Origin of the sequence: Mesorhizobium sp. (assembly GCF_965229135.1) — a bacterium.
Classification (GTDB): domain Bacteria; phylum Pseudomonadota; class Alphaproteobacteria; order Rhizobiales; family Rhizobiaceae; genus Mesorhizobium.
The window spans coordinates 4692616-4708400 of sequence record NZ_OZ245860.1 but is presented as its reverse complement, the minus strand read 5'-3'; the positions used below and the strand labels follow the sequence as shown (position 1 = coordinate 4708400).

The following is a 15785-nucleotide window of genomic DNA, read 5'->3' as shown; positions in this document are numbered from 1 at the left end:
CCCTTCCCGCGCGACAGCGGGAGAAGCGCACGGAGGAATGGCGATGAGCTATCTGGACGAGCTGTTTTCCGTGACCGGCAAGACCGCCTTGGTGACGGGAGCCGCCACCGGGATCGGCCGCATGGCGGCCGCCGCCCTGGTCCGGGCGGGTGCCACCGTCATGATCGCGTCGCGCAAGGGCGACGATTGCGTCAAGGTCGCCGGCGAATTGAACGGCCTCGGCGCGCCCGGCCGCGCCGAAGGCTTTGCCGGCGATGTCTCCAGCGAGGCCGGCATCGCCGCGCTCGTCGCCGAGGTCAAGGCGCGGACCGACAAACTGCATATCCTCGTCAACAATGCCGGTGTTTCCTGGGGCGCACCGCTGGAGAGCTTTCCCTATTCGGCCTGGGCCAGGGTTTTCGGTGTCAATGTCACCGCGGTCTTCCATCTGACCAGGGAATTGCTGCCGCTGCTCGATGCGGCGGCCAGCGATGCCGATCCGGCCCGGGTGATCAATCTCGGTTCGGTGATGGGCACGCAGCCTCTGGCCGACGACGCCTATTCCTACACGGCCTCGAAGGCGGCGGTGCATCACCTGACGCGCACCCTGGCGCTGGAATTCGCCGCCCGCCGCATCACCGTCAACGCCTTCGCGCCCGGCCCTTTCCAGAGCCGCATGACGGCGTTTGCCACGGGCACGGAAGAACAGGCAAGACATGTCGGCGGCCATGTTCCGATCGGCCGCATCGGCGCACCGGATGACATTGCCGGCGCAACGCTCTATTTGTGCAGCCGTGCGGGCAGCTATGTCACCGGCGCCATCTTGCCGATTGACGGCGGGCAGTCGGTGCAGCATGGGCTGACCCTGTTCAAGGAATGACATTTTCCGGCCGCAGAAGCCGGAGATGAACTGGAGGGCATGAACTTGGAACCGATCAGTCTCGATGTGCTTCTGGCCAGCGTCGGCAAGGAAGTCGGCGTCTCCCCGTGGCGCGTGGTCACGCAGCGTATGATCGATCAGTTCGCCGACGCCACCGACGATCACCAGTTCATCCACTGCGACCCGGAGCGCGCCAAGCGCGAGACCCCGTTCGGCGGCACCATCGCGCACGGCTTCCTGTCGCTGTCGCTTTTGTCGGCGATGACCTTCGAGACCATGCCGCCGCTCGAAAACGGCAAGATGGGCGTCAATCATGGTTTCGACACGCTGCGCTTCCTGGCGCCGGTGAAGACCGGCGCGCGCATTCGCACCCGTTTCGTCCTGGCCGATGTCAAGGTCAGGCCGTCGGGCTGGGTGCAGACGGCGCATGACGTGACCATCGAGATCGAGGGGTCAAAGAAACCGGCCCTGACCGCGCGCTGGCTGACGCTGACCCTGATCGAGCGCCAGCCAGAGACGGCATGAGCGACCCGAACGCTCTCGACCAGAAAGCGCTCGCCCCTTACCTCGAGGCGGAAATCCCCGGCTTTTCCGGACTTCTCGCAGTCGAAAAATTCAAATCCGGACAGTCGAACCCGACCTATCTGCTGACCGCGCGAAGCGGCCGCTATGTGCTGCGCGCCAAGCCACCGGGACAATTGCTGAAATCGGCGCATCAGGTCGATCGTGAATTCACCGTGATGAAGGCGCTTTGGGGCAGCGCCGTGCCGGTTCCCGACATGCTGCACCTCTCGGGCGAGGCGTCGCCGATCGGCCGCATGTTCTATGTCATGGGCTTCATCGAAGGGCGTATCTTCTGGGACCCCGCACTCCCGGAAGCCTCGGGCAATGAGGAACGCGCGGCGATCTATGACGCAATGAACGCAACGCTCGCCGCCCTGCACGATGTCGACGTCCAAGCGGTGGGGCTCGGCGAGTTCGGCCGGCCGGGCAGTTATTTCGAACGGCAGCTGGCGCGCTGGACCAGCCAGTACCGCGCCTCCGAGACCGGCGCCATCGCCGACATGGACCGCCTGATTGCCTGGCTGGAAACGCACATGCCCCCTGACGATGGCCGCGTCTCGCTGGTGCATGGCGATTACCGGCTGGACAATCTGATGTTCGCTCCGGGCCGGCCAGGGGTGGTGGCCGTGCTCGACTGGGAGCTGTCGACGCTTGGCCATCCCTTCGCCGACATTGCCTATCAGTGCATGCAATGGCGCCTGCCGCATGCCTCGGGCTTTCGCGGGCTGGGCGGTGTCGATCGCGCGGCGCTCGGCCTGCCCTCGGAAGAGGACTATGTCGCCGCCTATTGCCGGCGGCGCGGGCTCACCGGCATCGGCAATTGGACATTCTTCCTGGCCTTCTCCTTCTTCCGGCTGGCCGCGATCTGCCAAGGCGTCTACAAGCGCGCGCTCGACGGCAACGCCTCCAATCCGGAGAAGGCCAGGACCTATGGCGAGGCGGTAAAGCTGCTTTCGCATCTCGCCGTGAAACTGATCGACAGGCACATGTGACGGGGAGACCAGATGGGCCGCTTTGACGGGGCGACAGTGCTGATCACGGGCGCGGCCGGCGGCTTGGGCAGCGGTGCGGCCAAGGCCTTTGCCGCGGAAGGTGCACGGCTGGTGCTTTCCGACATGAACGAGGCTGCACTCGAAAGCCTTGCCGCCACGCTGGGCACGCAAACGGCGATCCTGACCGGCGATATTTCGGACGAAAAACTATCCGAGGACCTGATCGAACTGGCGGTGAAGACATTCGGCCGGCTGGATGTCGCCGTCAACAATGCCGGCATCGTCCAAAGCTTCGTGCGACTGCCGCAAGTGGCGTCGGACGAGGCGCGCCGCGTGCTCGAGATCGATCTGCTTGGTGTCTTCTACGCCATGAAGCATCAGATTCCGCAGATGGAGCTGCAATTCAAGGCAACCGGCAAAGGTGGCGCCATCGTCAACATCGCCTCGGTCGCCGGGCTGGTCGGCGCGCCAAAGCTCTCGGTCTACGCCGCCGCCAAGCATGGCGTCGTCGGGCTGACCAAATCGGCGGCGGCCGAATACGCCACCAAGGGCGTGCGGGTGAACGCCATATGCCCCGCCCACACAAGAACGGCGATGGTCGACGGATTCGTTCACATCTCCGGCGCGCCGGAAGCCGAGGCGCTGGCAGAACTCACGCGCGGCGTACCGATGAAGCGGGTGGCGGAAGTAAGCGAAATCACCACCGCCATCCTGTTCGCCGCCGATCCCGCGAATTCCTTCATGACCGGCCACGCGCTGGCGGTGGACGGCGGCGTCGGCGCGGTCTGAAACATGCCGTTGGGGGAACCAAACCCGCCCTTGTCCGTTCCCGTACAGCGTATATAGTTTAGCCGCAAATCAAACCAACGAGAGCACCAGATCTTGCCGCTGAGCGTCCAGAAACGCCGCGAGAAACAAAAGGCCGAACTGCGCTCCGAGCTGGTCGAGGCCGCTCACAAGCTCGTCCAGGAAGAGGGCTATGAAGGCCTGACCATCCGAAAACTTGCCAAGCGCGTCGGCTACGCGCCGATGTCCGTCTATTCCTACTTCGCCGACAAGCAGGACATTCTCTTCGCACTTGCCGAAGATGCGTTCGAGACGCTAGCCCGACGCATCGAGGAGCATACTTCCGACGATCCGGTCGAGGCATTGCAGGCGGTCGTGACGGAGTACGCCGCTTTCGGGCTGGGCAATCCCAATGAATACCGCACCGTGTTCATGACCGAAAAGACCAGGCCGCCGGAAGGCAAGACCTTCGCCGAGATGGAAGAAGGCAATCCGGCGATGAAGGTCCTGATCAGCCGGGTCGAGGCCTGCGTTGCCGCGGGCAAGCTCAAGGGCGATCCGCGCGCCATTGCCACCATGCTGTGGGCGGTGGGCCACGGCACCATCTCCTTGCTGATCACGTTCCCCTTCTATCCGTTCGGCGACCCGCGGGCTTTCGTGAAGCGGATGTGCGACTCCACCCTGGCCTCGCTTAGCACGCAGGACGTGCCACCGCTGACCGAGACACCGGGCAACTGCTGACCCGTCACGTTCTTCGTCCCCCCAACCCTCACAGGCTATTCACCCCGAAGCCGGGGCGGATTTCATGGTTAACAATAAGTTTATCGTACGCGTACGGTTTTATCTTGAACTTCGCGATCGGCAGGCGTATTTGTACGGCATAGCGTACATGTACGGATCAATTCACCCACCCGTCGAAAACGGAGACTGACAATGAAAAAGACAATCCTCACCCTCGCCGCGGTGCTGGCACTCTCGGGCTCCGCCTTCGCCGCCAGCGCACCCCAGCCGGTCAAGCAGGCGCCAGCCACGACCTGCGTCGACACCCGGACCCATGTGAAGCTTGATTGCAGTGCGACCGGATCGATCGAAAAGACGACCAAATCGGCCGAAGGCAAGGGACCGAGGGTTGGCATCGACATCAACCCCTGGATCGTCCCGAGCTTCTGATTTTAGCAACGCAAAGCCATGCCCTCGGACCGACCCGAGGGCGCCAGATAAATCCGCGACAGCGCTCAGTCGACCGTCAGCGGCCGCCTCGCGGTCGAACTCTCAAACGCCGCATCGATCAGTTTCTGCATGTCGGCGGCACGCCGGAAGGATGGATCGCCGTTCTGCCCTTCGTCGAGCGCCTCCGCGAAACGCCGTGCGTTGCGCTTCACGACGGGCAGCGGCACCGTTCGCCAGCGTTGATGGTCGACATCCTTGCCCAGGCAAACCGACAGGTGGGAGATCTTGCCGTCGGTTTCCACCCTTATCGCGCCCTTGGTGCCGTGCATGGCAAGCGACAGTTCGTTGGTGTTGCCGGTCATGTAGCGGCTCGCCACGATCGTGGCCAGCGCACCCGATTTCATCCTCGCCGTGATCGCCGCGCTGTCATTGGCATCGAGCACATAGTCGCCGATCCGGTCTCCCTCGGCCTTCGGGAAGGTCACCAGATCGGCGTGCAGGCTGACAATGTCGTCGGCCGCGCCATAGGTGGCGAAGTCCAGTATATGGATGCCGACATCACCCAGCACGCCTGTCGAGCCGTGCCGGCTCGACAGGCGCCACAGCCATTTGTCCTCGACCCGCCAGTCGCCCCACGACTTGCTGACCAGCCAGCTCTGACGGTAGCTTGCCTCGACATGGCGCAATTCGCCGATTTCACCCGCCTGAACCAGGCGCCGTGCTTCCTGGATCGCCGGGGAGTTGCGATAGGTCAGGTTGACCATGTTGACGACCCCGGCCGCCTCCGCGGCTTCCGTCATCGCCAGCGCATCGGCATGGTTCGGCGCCAGCGGCTTTTCGCAGAAGACATGTTTTCCAGCGGCAAGCAGCGCCAGCGTCGTCGCCTTGTGGGCGCCATCCGGCGTCGCGTTGATGGCGGCATCGAACCGCCCCCATGCGATCGCCGCCTCCAGGCTCTCGAAGAAATCGCCAATCTTGTTGGCTTCAGCGAACGCCGCCGCACGGCCTGGCACCTGGTCGACGCAGGCGACGATGCTGCAACCCGGGATCTTGGCAAATTCTTCGACATGGTGCCCGGCGATGCCGCCGGTGCCAAGCAAAAGCAGACGGTGCATCAGCCCAAACCCCTGATCAACTGAGACCCTTGTCGCCATCGGCATGCAGGCGCAGGCCCTTCTGGACGATCTTCTCCTTGGCCGCGTGCGTCGGCACGTTCGGCGCGTTGGTGATGCCGGACCATGCCGGCGCGGGGTTGTGGGCCCAATGCACCGCATTGCGCAGCACCTGCTGCACGCCTTCATTGTGGTAGATCGGATAGGTCTCGTGCCCTGGCGAAAAATAGAAGATCCGTCCGGCGCCGCGCTGATAGGTCAGCCCCGACCGGAACACCTCGCCGCCCTCGTACCAGGAGACGAACACCGTCTCCAACGGCTCGGGCACCGCGAACGGCTCGCCATACATTTCCGTCTCGGCGATCTCCAGGCACTCGCCTATGCCCTGGGCTATCGGATGGCCGCGATTGATCGCCCAGACGCGCTCGCGCTCGCCGGCCTCGCGCCATTTCAGCGAACAGGGCGTGCCCATCAGCCGCTTGAAGATCTTCGAGTAATGGCCGGAATGGAGCACGATCAGCCCCATGCCTTCCCAGACCCGCTTCTGCACCCGCTCGACGATCTCGTCCTTGACCTCGCCATGCGCGGCATGCCCCCACCACAGCAGGACTTCAGTGGCGGCAAGGCGCTTTTCGCTCAGGCCGTGCTCGGGCTCCTGCAAGGTGGCGGTGGTCGCCTCGATGCCCTTGTCCTGGTTCAGCGCGGCCGCGATGGTGCAGTGCATGCCCTTGGGATAGAGATCGCGCACGGCGGCATTGGTCTGTTCGTGGACGTTCTCACCCCACACGACGGCTTTTATCGGCATTTTTCATCTCCCAAAGCGCTTTAAATAGCTCATGTGGCGGCAGATTGAGAAGATGGCGCTTCAGCGAAATTGGGGAAATCAGGGCGCGCGGCTCTTGCGCCCGGGCACGGTCTTGGCCTTCCCCGGTTTTGCGGGAGCGCCCGGAATGGACGTTCCTGTTATGGATATCGGATCGCTGGCCGGGAACGTGTCCTCCAGGCCTTCCTCGAGTTCCTGCTCGACGCTGGGCTCGTCGCGCTGCTCATGCTCCAGGGAGCGCACGGCCGGGGACTTCTTGACCTGTGATTTCGGCGCGGACTTCGACGGCATCGGCATTCTCCCTCGGCTTGCCCAGGAGAACGGCCCGCTGCCCCCAACGTTCCTGCCCGCCTCGGCCGAAAACCCGTTCGCCTGCTCGTTCAGGCCGCCGCGTCGCGCGCCGCCTCCGAGAGGAAAGTAAAGACATAGTCGGAGAAGGAACGCCAGCACTCGACACGGAACTCGTCCGGCGCCTTGCGCAACAGGACGATCTCGGTCTTGCCCAGTATCGTCCGCGATGCCGCCCCCACCGGGAAGGCTTCGAGCGACAGATCCTGCGGGCAGCCCGCATTGACCGTCGCGGCCGCGCCCGCGCCAGTAACTGCAATCGCGATGTTGCGATGGGAGATGCCGACAGATGAATGCAGTGCGGTGACCCCTGTGCAATCGGCGAGCGGATCGTTGCCGGCCTCGTCGATGACCAGCCACTCGTCAGGGCCGAGCCACAGCGCGGTGCGCCCGGCCTTCGAGGCCGACGTCTTTTGCTTCTGCGGCAAGGTCACGCCGAGTGCTTTCGACAGCGCGGCAATCGATGCCTCCGGCGCGCGCAATGAAATACGCTCGGCCGGCGGCAGGACCTCGACCTTGACGTTGGTCGCGGCGGTCGTGCGTCCGGCCTGCGCCGGGCGGCGCTCGACCGAGGGCGATGCCGCCGGTGCCGTTGTCTTTGCAGCAGACTTAGCCATTGAGGCGCCCTCCCGTCTCGTCGAAGAACACCATGCCGGTAACCTCCACTTCGATCACACCGTTCGGCATCGGCACGTAGAGCGTGTCGCCCATCCGGTCGCGGCCGCCGGCGACCAGCGCCAACGCGATCGAGCGGCCGCAATTCTGCGACCAGTAACTCGAGGTGACATGGCCGATCATCTTCATCGGGATCGGCTGCCTGGGATCCTCGACGATCTGCGCGCCCTCTTCCAGAACCACTTTCGGATCCTTGGTCTTGAGACCGACAAGCTGCTTGCGGCCCTTGGCGACAAGATCCGGCCGCGTCAGGCCACGGATGCCTACGAAGTCGGTCTTCTTCTTGCCGACCGCCCAGTCTAGACCGGCGTCGTTCGGCGTCACCGTGCCGTCGGTGTCCTGGCCGACGATGATGTAGCCCTTCTCGGCGCGCAGAACATGCATCGCCTCGGTGCCGTAGGCGGCCGCACCGTGCTTCTGGCCCTCGGCCCACAGCGCCTCCCAGACGGCCTGCCCGTAATCGGCGGGCACATTGACCTCGAAGCCCCGCTCGCCGGTGAACGACATGCGGAACAGTCTTGTCGGCACACCGCAGATCTTGCCTTCGCGCACCGACATATGCGGCAACGCCCCGTCGGACATGTCGATGCCTTCGACCAGCGGCGCGATGATGTCGCGCGACTTCGGACCCTGCACCGCGATCACCGCCCACTGCTCGGTGATCGAGGTCAGCCAGACGTTGAGATGCGGGAACTCGGTCTGGAGGTAATCCTCCATATGGTTCATCACGCGCGGCGCGCCGCCCGTCGTCGTCGTCACATGGAAACGGTCGGGCGCCAGCCTGCCGACGACGCCGTCATCATAGATGAAGCCGTCCTCGCGCAGCATGATGCCATAGCGGCAACGGCCGGGCTCCAGCTTTTCCCACGGGTTGGTGTAGAGCAGTTCCATGAACTTGGCCGCGTCCGGCCCGACCACTTCGATCTTGCCGAGCGTCGAGGCATCGAACAGGCCGGCATTGTTGCGAACGGCGACGCATTCGCGGTCGACCGCCGCGTGCATGTCCTCGCCTGCCTTGGGGAAATACCAGGCGCGCTTCCACTGGCCGACATCCTCGAACACCGCGCCCTGGGCTTGCGCCCAAGGATGGATTGCCGTCCTGCGCGTCGGGTCGAACAGCGGACCGCGCGCATGGCTGACGATCGAGCCGAACGTCACCGGCGTATAGGGCGCGCGGAACGTGGTCAGGCCGACTTCCGGAATCGGCTTGCCGAGCGTTTCGGCGGCAATCGCCAGCCCGTGCATGTTGGAGGTCTTGCCCTGGTCCGTCGCCATGCCGTTTGTTGTGAAGCGCTTGACGTGCTCGATCGAGCGCATCCCTTCATGCACTGCCTGGCGGATGTCCTTGGCGGTGACGTCGTTCTGGAAATCGACAAAGGCCTTTACGGTCTTGTCCGGCCCGGCGCCGGGGGCGGCGCCCAGCATGCCGCGTGACCAGCTTTCGGACGCGTCGACCTTCGGCTTGACGCCTTTGGCTGCTTTCGCGCCGGCATCCTTGGCTGCCTTGGCGCCCGCCGTATAGGCTTCGTCGACGCTGGCCGACAGCCCGTCCGTGCCGTTGCAGGCGCCGACGGAAACGCAGTCCTGCGCATAGGTGCCCGGGACGAAGCGCTTGGTCTCGTCGTTGAAGGCGACCTTGCCGCGAGACTGCGAGAACAGGTGCACCGACGGCGTCCAGCCGGCCGACATCAGGATCGCGTCCACAGGGATGGTGCGTTCGCCGCCGCCATTCTTCGGCTGTACCGTCATCGACGATACTCTGAGCTTGCCGCCGGCGCGGATCACGGCGCGGCCGAAATTGACTTCGATGCCCAGCGACCTCGCCTCGTCGATGACCGGTCCGGTCGGATTGTCGCGCAGATCGACGATCGCCGCCACGTTGACGCCGGCCTTCTTCAGGTCGATAGCAGCCGCATAGGCGGAATCATTGGCCGTGTAGACGCCGACATTTTTGCCGACCGCCACGCCATAATGGTTGAGATAGGTGCGCGCCGCACCCGCAAGCATGACGCCCGGGCGGTCGTTGTCGGCGAACACCATGTGGCGCTCGATGGCGCCAGAAGCCAGCACCACGCGCTTGGCCCTCACCTGCCATAGCCGCTCGCGCGGCAGGTCGTGGCCGGGGCTCTTCAGGTGATCGCTGACACGCTCGACCAGGCCGACGAAGTTCTGCGCGTAATAGCCAAAGGCGGTCGTGCGCGGCAGCACGCGGACGTTGTCCATGGCGGCGAGCTTCGCCACCACGCCTTGCGCCCAGGCAAAGCCGTCCTGGCCATCGATCCTTGCGCCGTTCTCGAAACGCAGGCTGCCGCCGAATTCAGCCTGTTCGTCGGCCAGGATGACGCGCGCCCCGGTTTCAGCCGCGGCCAAGGCCGCCGCGATGCCGGCGGCCCCGCCGCCCAGCACCAGCACGTCGCAATGCGCGTAGCGCGATGAATAGTGGTCTGGATCGGGCTTGTCCGGGGAAACGCCAAGGCCGGCCGCCGCCCGGATCTTCGGTTCATAAAGGCTCTTCCAGGCCGCCTTCGGCCACATGAAGGTCTTGTAGTAGAAGCCCGCCGAAAACATTGGCGACGCCAGGTCATTCACGGCGCCGACGTCGAAGGCCAGCGACGGCCAGCGGTTCTGCGACTGCGCGGCAAGCCCGTCATAGAGCTCCTGCACGGTCGCCCGCACGTTGGGTGTCTTGCGCGCGTCGTCACGCTTGATTTCGACCAGCGCGTTGGGCTCTTCCGCTCCCGCCGACAGGATGCCGCGCGGACGGTGGTACTTGAAAGAGCGGCCGACCAGATGCACGCCATTGGCAAGCAGTGCCGAAGCCAGCGTGTCGCCCTCGATGCCGGTGTAGGACTGGCCGTCGAAGCTGAACCGCGCGGTCTTGGCCTGCTTGAGGCGGCCGGCGCCGGAAATGCGGAACGTACCGCTCATTTGGCAACCACTTCGTTGGAGTTTTTGGGGAGCTTCGACGGTTTCGGCTCGCCGGCCTTGTAGGTCATGAGGAACTTGTCGGTGACGGTGTCGCGCACGGCATTGAAGAAGCGCGCGCAGCCATGGATGTGGCGCCAGCGCTCATAGATGATGCCCTTGGGGTTCGACCGGATGAAGAAGAACTTCTCGAAATCGTCGTCGCTCTCGCCGGCCATGTTCGCGGAGCGCGCTATATGCGCCTCGCCGGCGTTGCGGAATTCGAGCTCCGGGCGCTCTTCCTCGCAATAGGGGCAGCGGATGAGAAGCATTCTGTTCGTTCCTACAATTCGCCGTGGCCGACGCGGGCGCCGGGAGGTTGGTCGCAAAGCTTCTGGCCCATGGCCACGAATGGCGCGACGAGCCGCAGCCGATCCTCGACACTCGCGGAATCGCGAAACAAGGCGCGGTTGGCGATGTTGCCGAGTGTCAGCTGTATCGGGTCTGTCGTGACGATGACGCCACGCGGTTTGAAATCCTCGTCTTCATCCAGGCCTTTCGGCCGACCCTCGAAGAACATCACCACTCTCTGGCCACCGCCCCAGACGCAGGCCAGCATTCCCTCGTCGACCGAAAACGGCCACCCCGCCTCGTTGCCGGCGCGGGTGATTGGCTGCAGGCGCACCTCGTCGGCCGAGGGCATGTGGAACATGCCCTGTTCTCCCGCCAGCATCAGCGGCATCGCGACTGCCATCTCGGCCATCGTCATCAGTGCGCCACCGCCGCCGCTGCCGCCTCGTCGATCAGGCGGCCGGTGCGGAAGCGCTCGATGGTGAAGGGCGCGTTGATCGGATGCGGATCGTCCCTGGCGATCGTGTGGGCAAAGACATGGCCCGAGCCCGGCGTCGCCTTGAAGCCGCCCGTGCCCCAGCCGCAATTGACGTAGAGGCCTGGCACCGGCGTCTTGGCCAGGATCGGCGAGCGATCCGGCGTCACGTCGACGATCCCGCCCCATGAACGCAGCATCTTCATGCGCGTGAAGATCGGGAACATCTCGCAGATGGCGTCCAGCGTGTGCTGCAAGATGTGCAGGCCGCCGGTCTGCGAATAGGAGACATACTGGTCGGTGCCGGCGCCGATCACCAGTTCACCCTTGTCGGACTGCGAGATGTAGGCATGCACCGTGTTCGACATCACCACGCAGGGCACCACCGGCTTGACCGGCTCCGACACCAACGCCTGCAGCGGATAGCTTTCCAGCGGCATGCGTACGCCGGCCATGTTCATGATGACGGAGGAATGGCCGGCGGCAACGACGCCGACCTTCTTGGCGCCTATGAAGCCGCGCGTCGTGTCGACGCCCATGACCGCGCCATTGGCCGCCCGCTTGACCCCGGTGACCTCGCAATTCTGGATGATGTGGACGCCGCGCGCCGAGGCGCCGCGCGCATAGCCCCACGCCACCGCATCGTGGCGCGCCGTACCGCCGCGACGCTGCAAGGCGGCACCCACCACCGGATAGCGCGCATCACTGGAGATGTTGAGCGGCGGGCAGAATTCCTTCGCCTGCTCCGGCGTCAGCCATTCATTGTCGATGCCGTTCAGCCGGTTGGCGTGGACATGCCGCTTGAGCACCTGGATGTCGTGCACATTATGCGCGAGCATCATGACGCCGCGCGCCGAGTACATGACGTTGTAGTTGAGCTCCTGGCTGAGCCCGTCCCACAGCTTCAGTGCGTGGTCGTAGATGCCGGCGCTCTCGTCATAGAGATAGTTGGAGCGGATGATGGTGGTGTTGCGGCCGGTGTTACCGCCGCCGAGCCAGCCCTTTTCCAGCACCGCGACATTGGTGATGCCGTGCACGGTGGCGAGATAGTAAGCGGTGGCCAGGCCATGGCCGCCGGCGCCGACGATGATGACGTCGTATTCCTTCCGGGGCTCCGGCGAGGACCACTGTTCCTCCCAGCCCTTGTGGCCGCGCATGGCCTCGCGGGCGATGGCGAATACCGAATATTTTTTCAACGTCCTGGCCTCGCAACTGGGCGGCAGGGCGTTCACTCGGCCCCGGCGCGCGAGGTGTATCACTAGCGAAACCGCGCTTCCACCCTTGCGCTGTTTGCGACGGCGCTTGCCGTTTTGCGCCGCGACAAAAAACGCCTCGACCAGACTGGCCCGCAATCGAGCACCGCGGCGGGCGTCGCAACCGCTTGGCAGAGCACACATCGAGGCGGCGCGATCGGGATGCGATCCGGTGAAACGGCGAACAATATCGTAAACCGCCCTTGATTTTTCGTCGCGATTTGTCGATTCCGTTTTCCAGGCACTTCTGTTCGAGGAGAGCGAGAAGCCATGATGCTGATCAGGACCTATGTCGCCCAGAGCGCAATCGAGGGTGTCGGCGTGTTCGCGGCCGACCCCATCCGCAAGGGCGCGTCGATCTGGCGGCTTGATCCGGACTTCGACCGGCTGATCCCGATGGACAGATACGAGGCGGCGGAGCCGCATCTGCGCGAACTGCTCGACAGATACGCCTACCCCAGCCCCGACCGCCCCGGCTTCATGGTCTACGAGGTCGACAACGGGCGCTTCATGAACCATGCCGTAAACCCGAACACGGACTTCTCGCAATATGGCGGCGCGACCGCGACGCGCGATATCGCCGCCGGCGAGGAGATAACCTGCGACTACGGTGAGTTCTTCGAGGATTTCGAGAGACTGCATCTGGCCACGGCATAGTCGCCCTGCCGCGCAAACCGGCAGGAATTTGGCCGTCCAAGTTCATTTCGGCTGTGGACAGGGCGTCCCGATTCTGCTATCAGCCGCCCCAATTCGTGGTGTAAAGCGCCGCGGAGGCTAGGCGGCTATGGCCGCTTGCCTGATGATATCAAACCCGAAAGACAGGATTGCCCGTGCAGGTACTCGTCCGCGACAACAATGTTGACCAGGCGCTTCGCGCTCTCAAGAAGAAGATGCAGCGCGAAGGCATTTTCCGCGAAATGAAGATGCGTGGTCACTACGAGAAGCCTTCCGAGAAGCGCGCCCGCGAAAAGGCTGAAGCCGTTCGCCGCGCCCGCAAGCTGGCCCGCAAGCGCGCACAGCGCGAAGGCCTGCTGCCGATGACGCCGCGCCCGGTCGCCGCCGGTGCTGCTGGTGCGGGCGCACCGCGTCCGCCGCGGTTCTGACGCCAATTTTTCGTCCTTTTCGAAGGATACCAAGGGTGGCGCGATGCGGAATCGCCGCCACCTTTTTGTTTAGAGCGACGTGGCCCCATTTGGGCGCACACCATGCGCTCTGACATGTTGCGATAAAATCGAACCGGCCCGGAGGGGGCAGCCGGAGCTGAGCGACGCGGCGTAGCGAGGACAGGGCAGACATGAACGCAATCACCGTAGAGCGCAGGGTCGCATTTCGCGGCTTCGCCCTGACGGCAGTCCTGCTTTCAGGGCTGGCCCTTGCAGCCTGCCAGACGAACAGCCCTAACGGCGAGTTCAACAACATCGACAAGGCGCAAGGCTCCAGCGAGAACATCTCGTCGCTGTCGGCGGTGATCCAGCGCAATCCCAAGGATCCTGAAGGCTACAATGTGCGTGGGTCGGCCTATGGCCGTGGCGGCCAGTACCAGGCGGCGCTGAACGACTTCAACACCGCCATCCAGCTCAACCCGAATTTCTACCAGGCCTATTCGAACCGCGCCCTCATCCAGCGCTTCCTCGGCAATCAGTCCGCCGCGCTCGACGACTACAACAAGTCGATCCAGATCAACGGCAACTACGACGCCGCCTATATCGGCCGCGGCAATCTCTATCGCAAGGCTGGCCGCACCCAGGACGCCTTCAACGATTTCCAGAAGGCGATCCAGCTCGATACGACGGACGCGCGCGCCTATCACAATCGCGGCCTGATCTATCAGAGCCAGGGCCAGCATGCCTACGCCATCGAGGATTTCTCGACCGCCATATCGTTGGCGCCCGACGCCGCCGAGCCATACAACGGCCGCGGCCTGTCCTATCTGGCCACGAACGATGTGGACAACGCTTTCGCCGACTTCAACATGGCCATCAAGCTCGATGCCAGCAACGCGGAGGCATGGGCCAATCAGGCCCTCGTCTACGAGAAGCGCGGCGACAAGGCCAAGGCTGCGAAATCCTATCGCGAGTCCATTCGCCTTGACCCCACCTATCAGCCGGCCAAGGACGGCCTGGCCCGCGTCAGCTGAGCAAAGGCTGGTTGCCGGACGGCGGATCCGGCCGCTGGTCGGACGCAGCTCGGGTCCTGCGATAACGGTGTATTAACTGTTGCCTTGATCACGCCAAGTTTTCGGCGGAACGGTCTGGGGCCTTCGGCCGTTATTCGAAGCAATTTGCGAAAGGACCCTCCACATGATCAATAAACTCGCCTGCGCCGCTGCCCTCGCCACGGCGGTGCTCGCCGCAGCCCCGGCCAGCGCCGGCAAGCTGCAGCTCGGCACGCTCGACTGCACGATCGACGGCGGCGTCGGCTATGTCATCACCTCGAACAAGGGGGTGTCCTGCGTCTTCCGTCCGCATCACGGCGGCCCCTCGGAAGTCTACACCGGTGTTATCTCCAAGCTCGGCGTCGATATCGGCCAGACGCACCAGGGCCAGTTGATATGGGCGGTGCTGGCGGCAACCAAGGACCGCGATGGCGGCGATCTCGCCGGCAACTACTACGGTGTGAACGCCGAGGCCACCGTTGTCACCGGTGGTGGCGCCAATCTGTTGGTCGGCGGCCTGAACAGCGCCTTCATGCTGGAGCCGCTCAGCGTCCAGGCGCAAACCGGCGTCAATCTCGCTGTCGCCGTCACCTCGCTCGAGCTCATCCACTCGTTCAAGTAAGTTTCAACGATATCTCTGTCGCACGGCGCGGAACCGGGTAGGATAACCCTGTTCCGCGCCGAACGATTTGGGGTACCGACATGAAAAAGACGACCGTCGCCGCCGTCATCATCGCCACGGCGTTCTCCGTTCATGCGCATGCCAAGGATCAAGGCGTCGAGCTCGGTGTGCTCGATTGCGCCATCGGTGGCGGCACCGGCTTCATCTTCGGCTCGACCAAGGATCTGAGCTGCACCTTCAATCCCACGGACAAGAGCTTCGCGCCGGAGGCCTATTTCGGCGTCGTCAACAAGTACGGGCTGGACATCGGCACCACCAGGCAGACGGTGATGCAATGGCTGGTGCTGACGCCGATGAAGAACATCTATGCGCCGGGCGCGCTGGCCGGAGACTATGTCGGCGCCAGCGCCGAAGTGACGGCGGCGGTCGGCGCCGGCGCCAATCTCCTGGTCGGCGGCTCGTCGCAGGCCTTCACACTGCAGCCGCTCAGCCTGCAGACGCAGACCGGCGTCAACCTCGCAATAGGCGTCAGTCAGTTCCAGCTGCGCAGCACCGAGAACTGAACTCGCACTGCCCTGAAGATAGCCCCAAAAAATAGTGCTTGAGCTCAACCGCGGTTGAGGTCTTACAGACCTGCCCGACTGGAGCGATGCCGCGGAAGCGCGGATGGAACGTTCCGGCGTTTTGGCGCCGCAT

Annotated in this window: 19 protein-coding genes; 11 read left to right on the top strand and 8 right to left on the bottom strand. The window is 64.2% G+C overall.

What is annotated here, in order from left to right:
• Nucleotides 1-43: 43 nt before the first annotated feature.
• From ACO07C_RS22560 to ACO07C_RS22535, 6 genes are all read left to right on the top strand, one after another.
• Nucleotides 44-859 carry an SDR family oxidoreductase gene (locus tag ACO07C_RS22560; RefSeq protein ID WP_421916369.1) on the top strand — a complete coding sequence of 272 codons (816 nt, stop codon included), beginning with the start codon at nt 44-46 and terminating at the stop codon, nt 857-859.
• Nucleotides 860-898: 39 nt separating this feature from the next.
• A complete protein-coding gene (locus tag ACO07C_RS22555; protein ID WP_421916368.1) occupies nt 899-1384 on the top strand; it encodes a MaoC family dehydratase in 486 nt (161 codons plus the stop codon).
• Complete coding sequence (locus tag ACO07C_RS22550) at nt 1381-2415, top strand: phosphotransferase family protein (RefSeq protein WP_421916367.1); 1035 nt, start codon at nt 1381-1383, stop codon at nt 2413-2415. Before ACO07C_RS22555 ends, ACO07C_RS22550 begins: the two co-directional genes overlap by 4 nt.
• Nucleotides 2416-2427: 12 nt before the next feature.
• Entirely contained in the window at nt 2428-3204 is a 777-nt protein-coding gene (locus ACO07C_RS22545) for an SDR family NAD(P)-dependent oxidoreductase (protein WP_421916366.1), read from the top strand.
• 93 nt (nt 3205-3297) lie between these two features.
• Entirely contained in the window at nt 3298-3942 is a 645-nt protein-coding gene (locus tag ACO07C_RS22540; protein ID WP_421916365.1) for a TetR/AcrR family transcriptional regulator, read from the top strand.
• A 192-nt stretch (nt 3943-4134) separates the two neighbouring features.
• Nucleotides 4135-4371: a DUF680 domain-containing protein gene (locus ACO07C_RS22535; protein ID WP_421916363.1), complete on the top strand. Its 237-nt coding sequence runs from the start codon at nt 4135-4137 to the stop codon at nt 4369-4371.
• A gap of 65 nt (nt 4372-4436) precedes the next feature.
• Here ACO07C_RS22535 and ACO07C_RS22530 read toward each other — a convergent pair whose 3' ends face one another.
• The 8 genes from ACO07C_RS22530 to ACO07C_RS22495 all read right to left on the bottom strand — a co-directional run bounded on the left by ACO07C_RS22530 (nt 4437) and on the right by ACO07C_RS22495 (nt 12255).
• On the bottom strand, nt 4437-5486 hold the full coding sequence (locus ACO07C_RS22530; protein ID WP_421916362.1) for a Gfo/Idh/MocA family protein: 1050 nt from the start codon (nt 5484-5486) through the stop codon (nt 4437-4439).
• Nucleotides 5487-5502: 16 nt separating this feature from the next.
• Nucleotides 5503-6288: a ThuA domain-containing protein gene (locus ACO07C_RS22525; protein ID WP_421916361.1), complete on the bottom strand. Its 786-nt coding sequence runs from the start codon at nt 6286-6288 to the stop codon at nt 5503-5505.
• Nucleotides 6289-6366: 78 nt separating this feature from the next.
• Nucleotides 6367-6597, bottom strand: coding sequence for a hypothetical protein (locus ACO07C_RS22520; protein WP_421916360.1), 231 nt, complete (start codon nt 6595-6597; stop codon nt 6367-6369).
• 89 nt (nt 6598-6686) lie between these two features.
• Nucleotides 6687-7271 (bottom strand): sarcosine oxidase subunit gamma, encoded by a 585-nt coding sequence (locus ACO07C_RS22515; protein ID WP_421916359.1) that lies wholly within the window; start codon nt 7269-7271, stop codon nt 6687-6689.
• The gene (locus tag ACO07C_RS22510; protein WP_421916357.1) at nt 7264-10257 is read right to left on the bottom strand and encodes a sarcosine oxidase subunit alpha; all 2994 of its coding nucleotides are present in this window, start codon (nt 10255-10257) and stop codon (nt 7264-7266) included. The genes ACO07C_RS22515 and ACO07C_RS22510 overlap by 8 nt, the downstream gene beginning before the upstream one ends.
• On the bottom strand, nt 10254-10565 hold the full coding sequence (locus ACO07C_RS22505) for a sarcosine oxidase subunit delta (RefSeq protein WP_421916356.1): 312 nt from the start codon (nt 10563-10565) through the stop codon (nt 10254-10256). The genes ACO07C_RS22510 and ACO07C_RS22505 overlap by 4 nt, the downstream gene beginning before the upstream one ends.
• A gap of 11 nt (nt 10566-10576) precedes the next feature.
• A complete protein-coding gene (locus ACO07C_RS22500) occupies nt 10577-11002 on the bottom strand; it encodes a hypothetical protein (RefSeq protein WP_421916355.1) in 426 nt (141 codons plus the stop codon).
• Nucleotides 11002-12255: a sarcosine oxidase subunit beta gene (locus ACO07C_RS22495; protein ID WP_421916354.1), complete on the bottom strand. Its 1254-nt coding sequence runs from the start codon at nt 12253-12255 to the stop codon at nt 11002-11004. The genes ACO07C_RS22500 and ACO07C_RS22495 overlap by 1 nt, the downstream gene beginning before the upstream one ends.
• 327 nt (nt 12256-12582) lie before the next feature.
• Here ACO07C_RS22495 and ACO07C_RS22490 point away from each other — a divergent pair, with 327 nt between their 5' ends.
• The 5 genes from ACO07C_RS22490 to ACO07C_RS22470 all read left to right on the top strand — a co-directional run bounded on the left by ACO07C_RS22490 (nt 12583) and on the right by ACO07C_RS22470 (nt 15652).
• Nucleotides 12583-12969: an SET domain-containing protein gene (locus ACO07C_RS22490; protein ID WP_421916353.1), complete on the top strand. Its 387-nt coding sequence runs from the start codon at nt 12583-12585 to the stop codon at nt 12967-12969.
• 173 nt (nt 12970-13142) lie between these two features.
• Nucleotides 13143-13415 carry a 30S ribosomal protein S21 gene (rpsU, locus tag ACO07C_RS22485; RefSeq protein ID WP_023675331.1) on the top strand — a complete coding sequence of 91 codons (273 nt, stop codon included), beginning with the start codon at nt 13143-13145 and terminating at the stop codon, nt 13413-13415.
• Between the two features lie 191 nt (nt 13416-13606).
• Nucleotides 13607-14449, top strand: a complete 843-nt coding sequence (locus ACO07C_RS22480; protein WP_421916352.1) for a tetratricopeptide repeat protein — start codon at nt 13607-13609, stop codon at nt 14447-14449.
• A 163-nt stretch (nt 14450-14612) separates the two neighbouring features.
• Nucleotides 14613-15089 carry a DUF992 domain-containing protein gene (locus ACO07C_RS22475; RefSeq protein WP_421916351.1) on the top strand — a complete coding sequence of 159 codons (477 nt, stop codon included), beginning with the start codon at nt 14613-14615 and terminating at the stop codon, nt 15087-15089.
• An 80-nt stretch (nt 15090-15169) separates the two neighbouring features.
• Entirely contained in the window at nt 15170-15652 is a 483-nt protein-coding gene (locus ACO07C_RS22470) for a DUF992 domain-containing protein (RefSeq protein ID WP_421916350.1), read from the top strand.
• Nucleotides 15653-15785 lie beyond the last annotated feature (133 nt).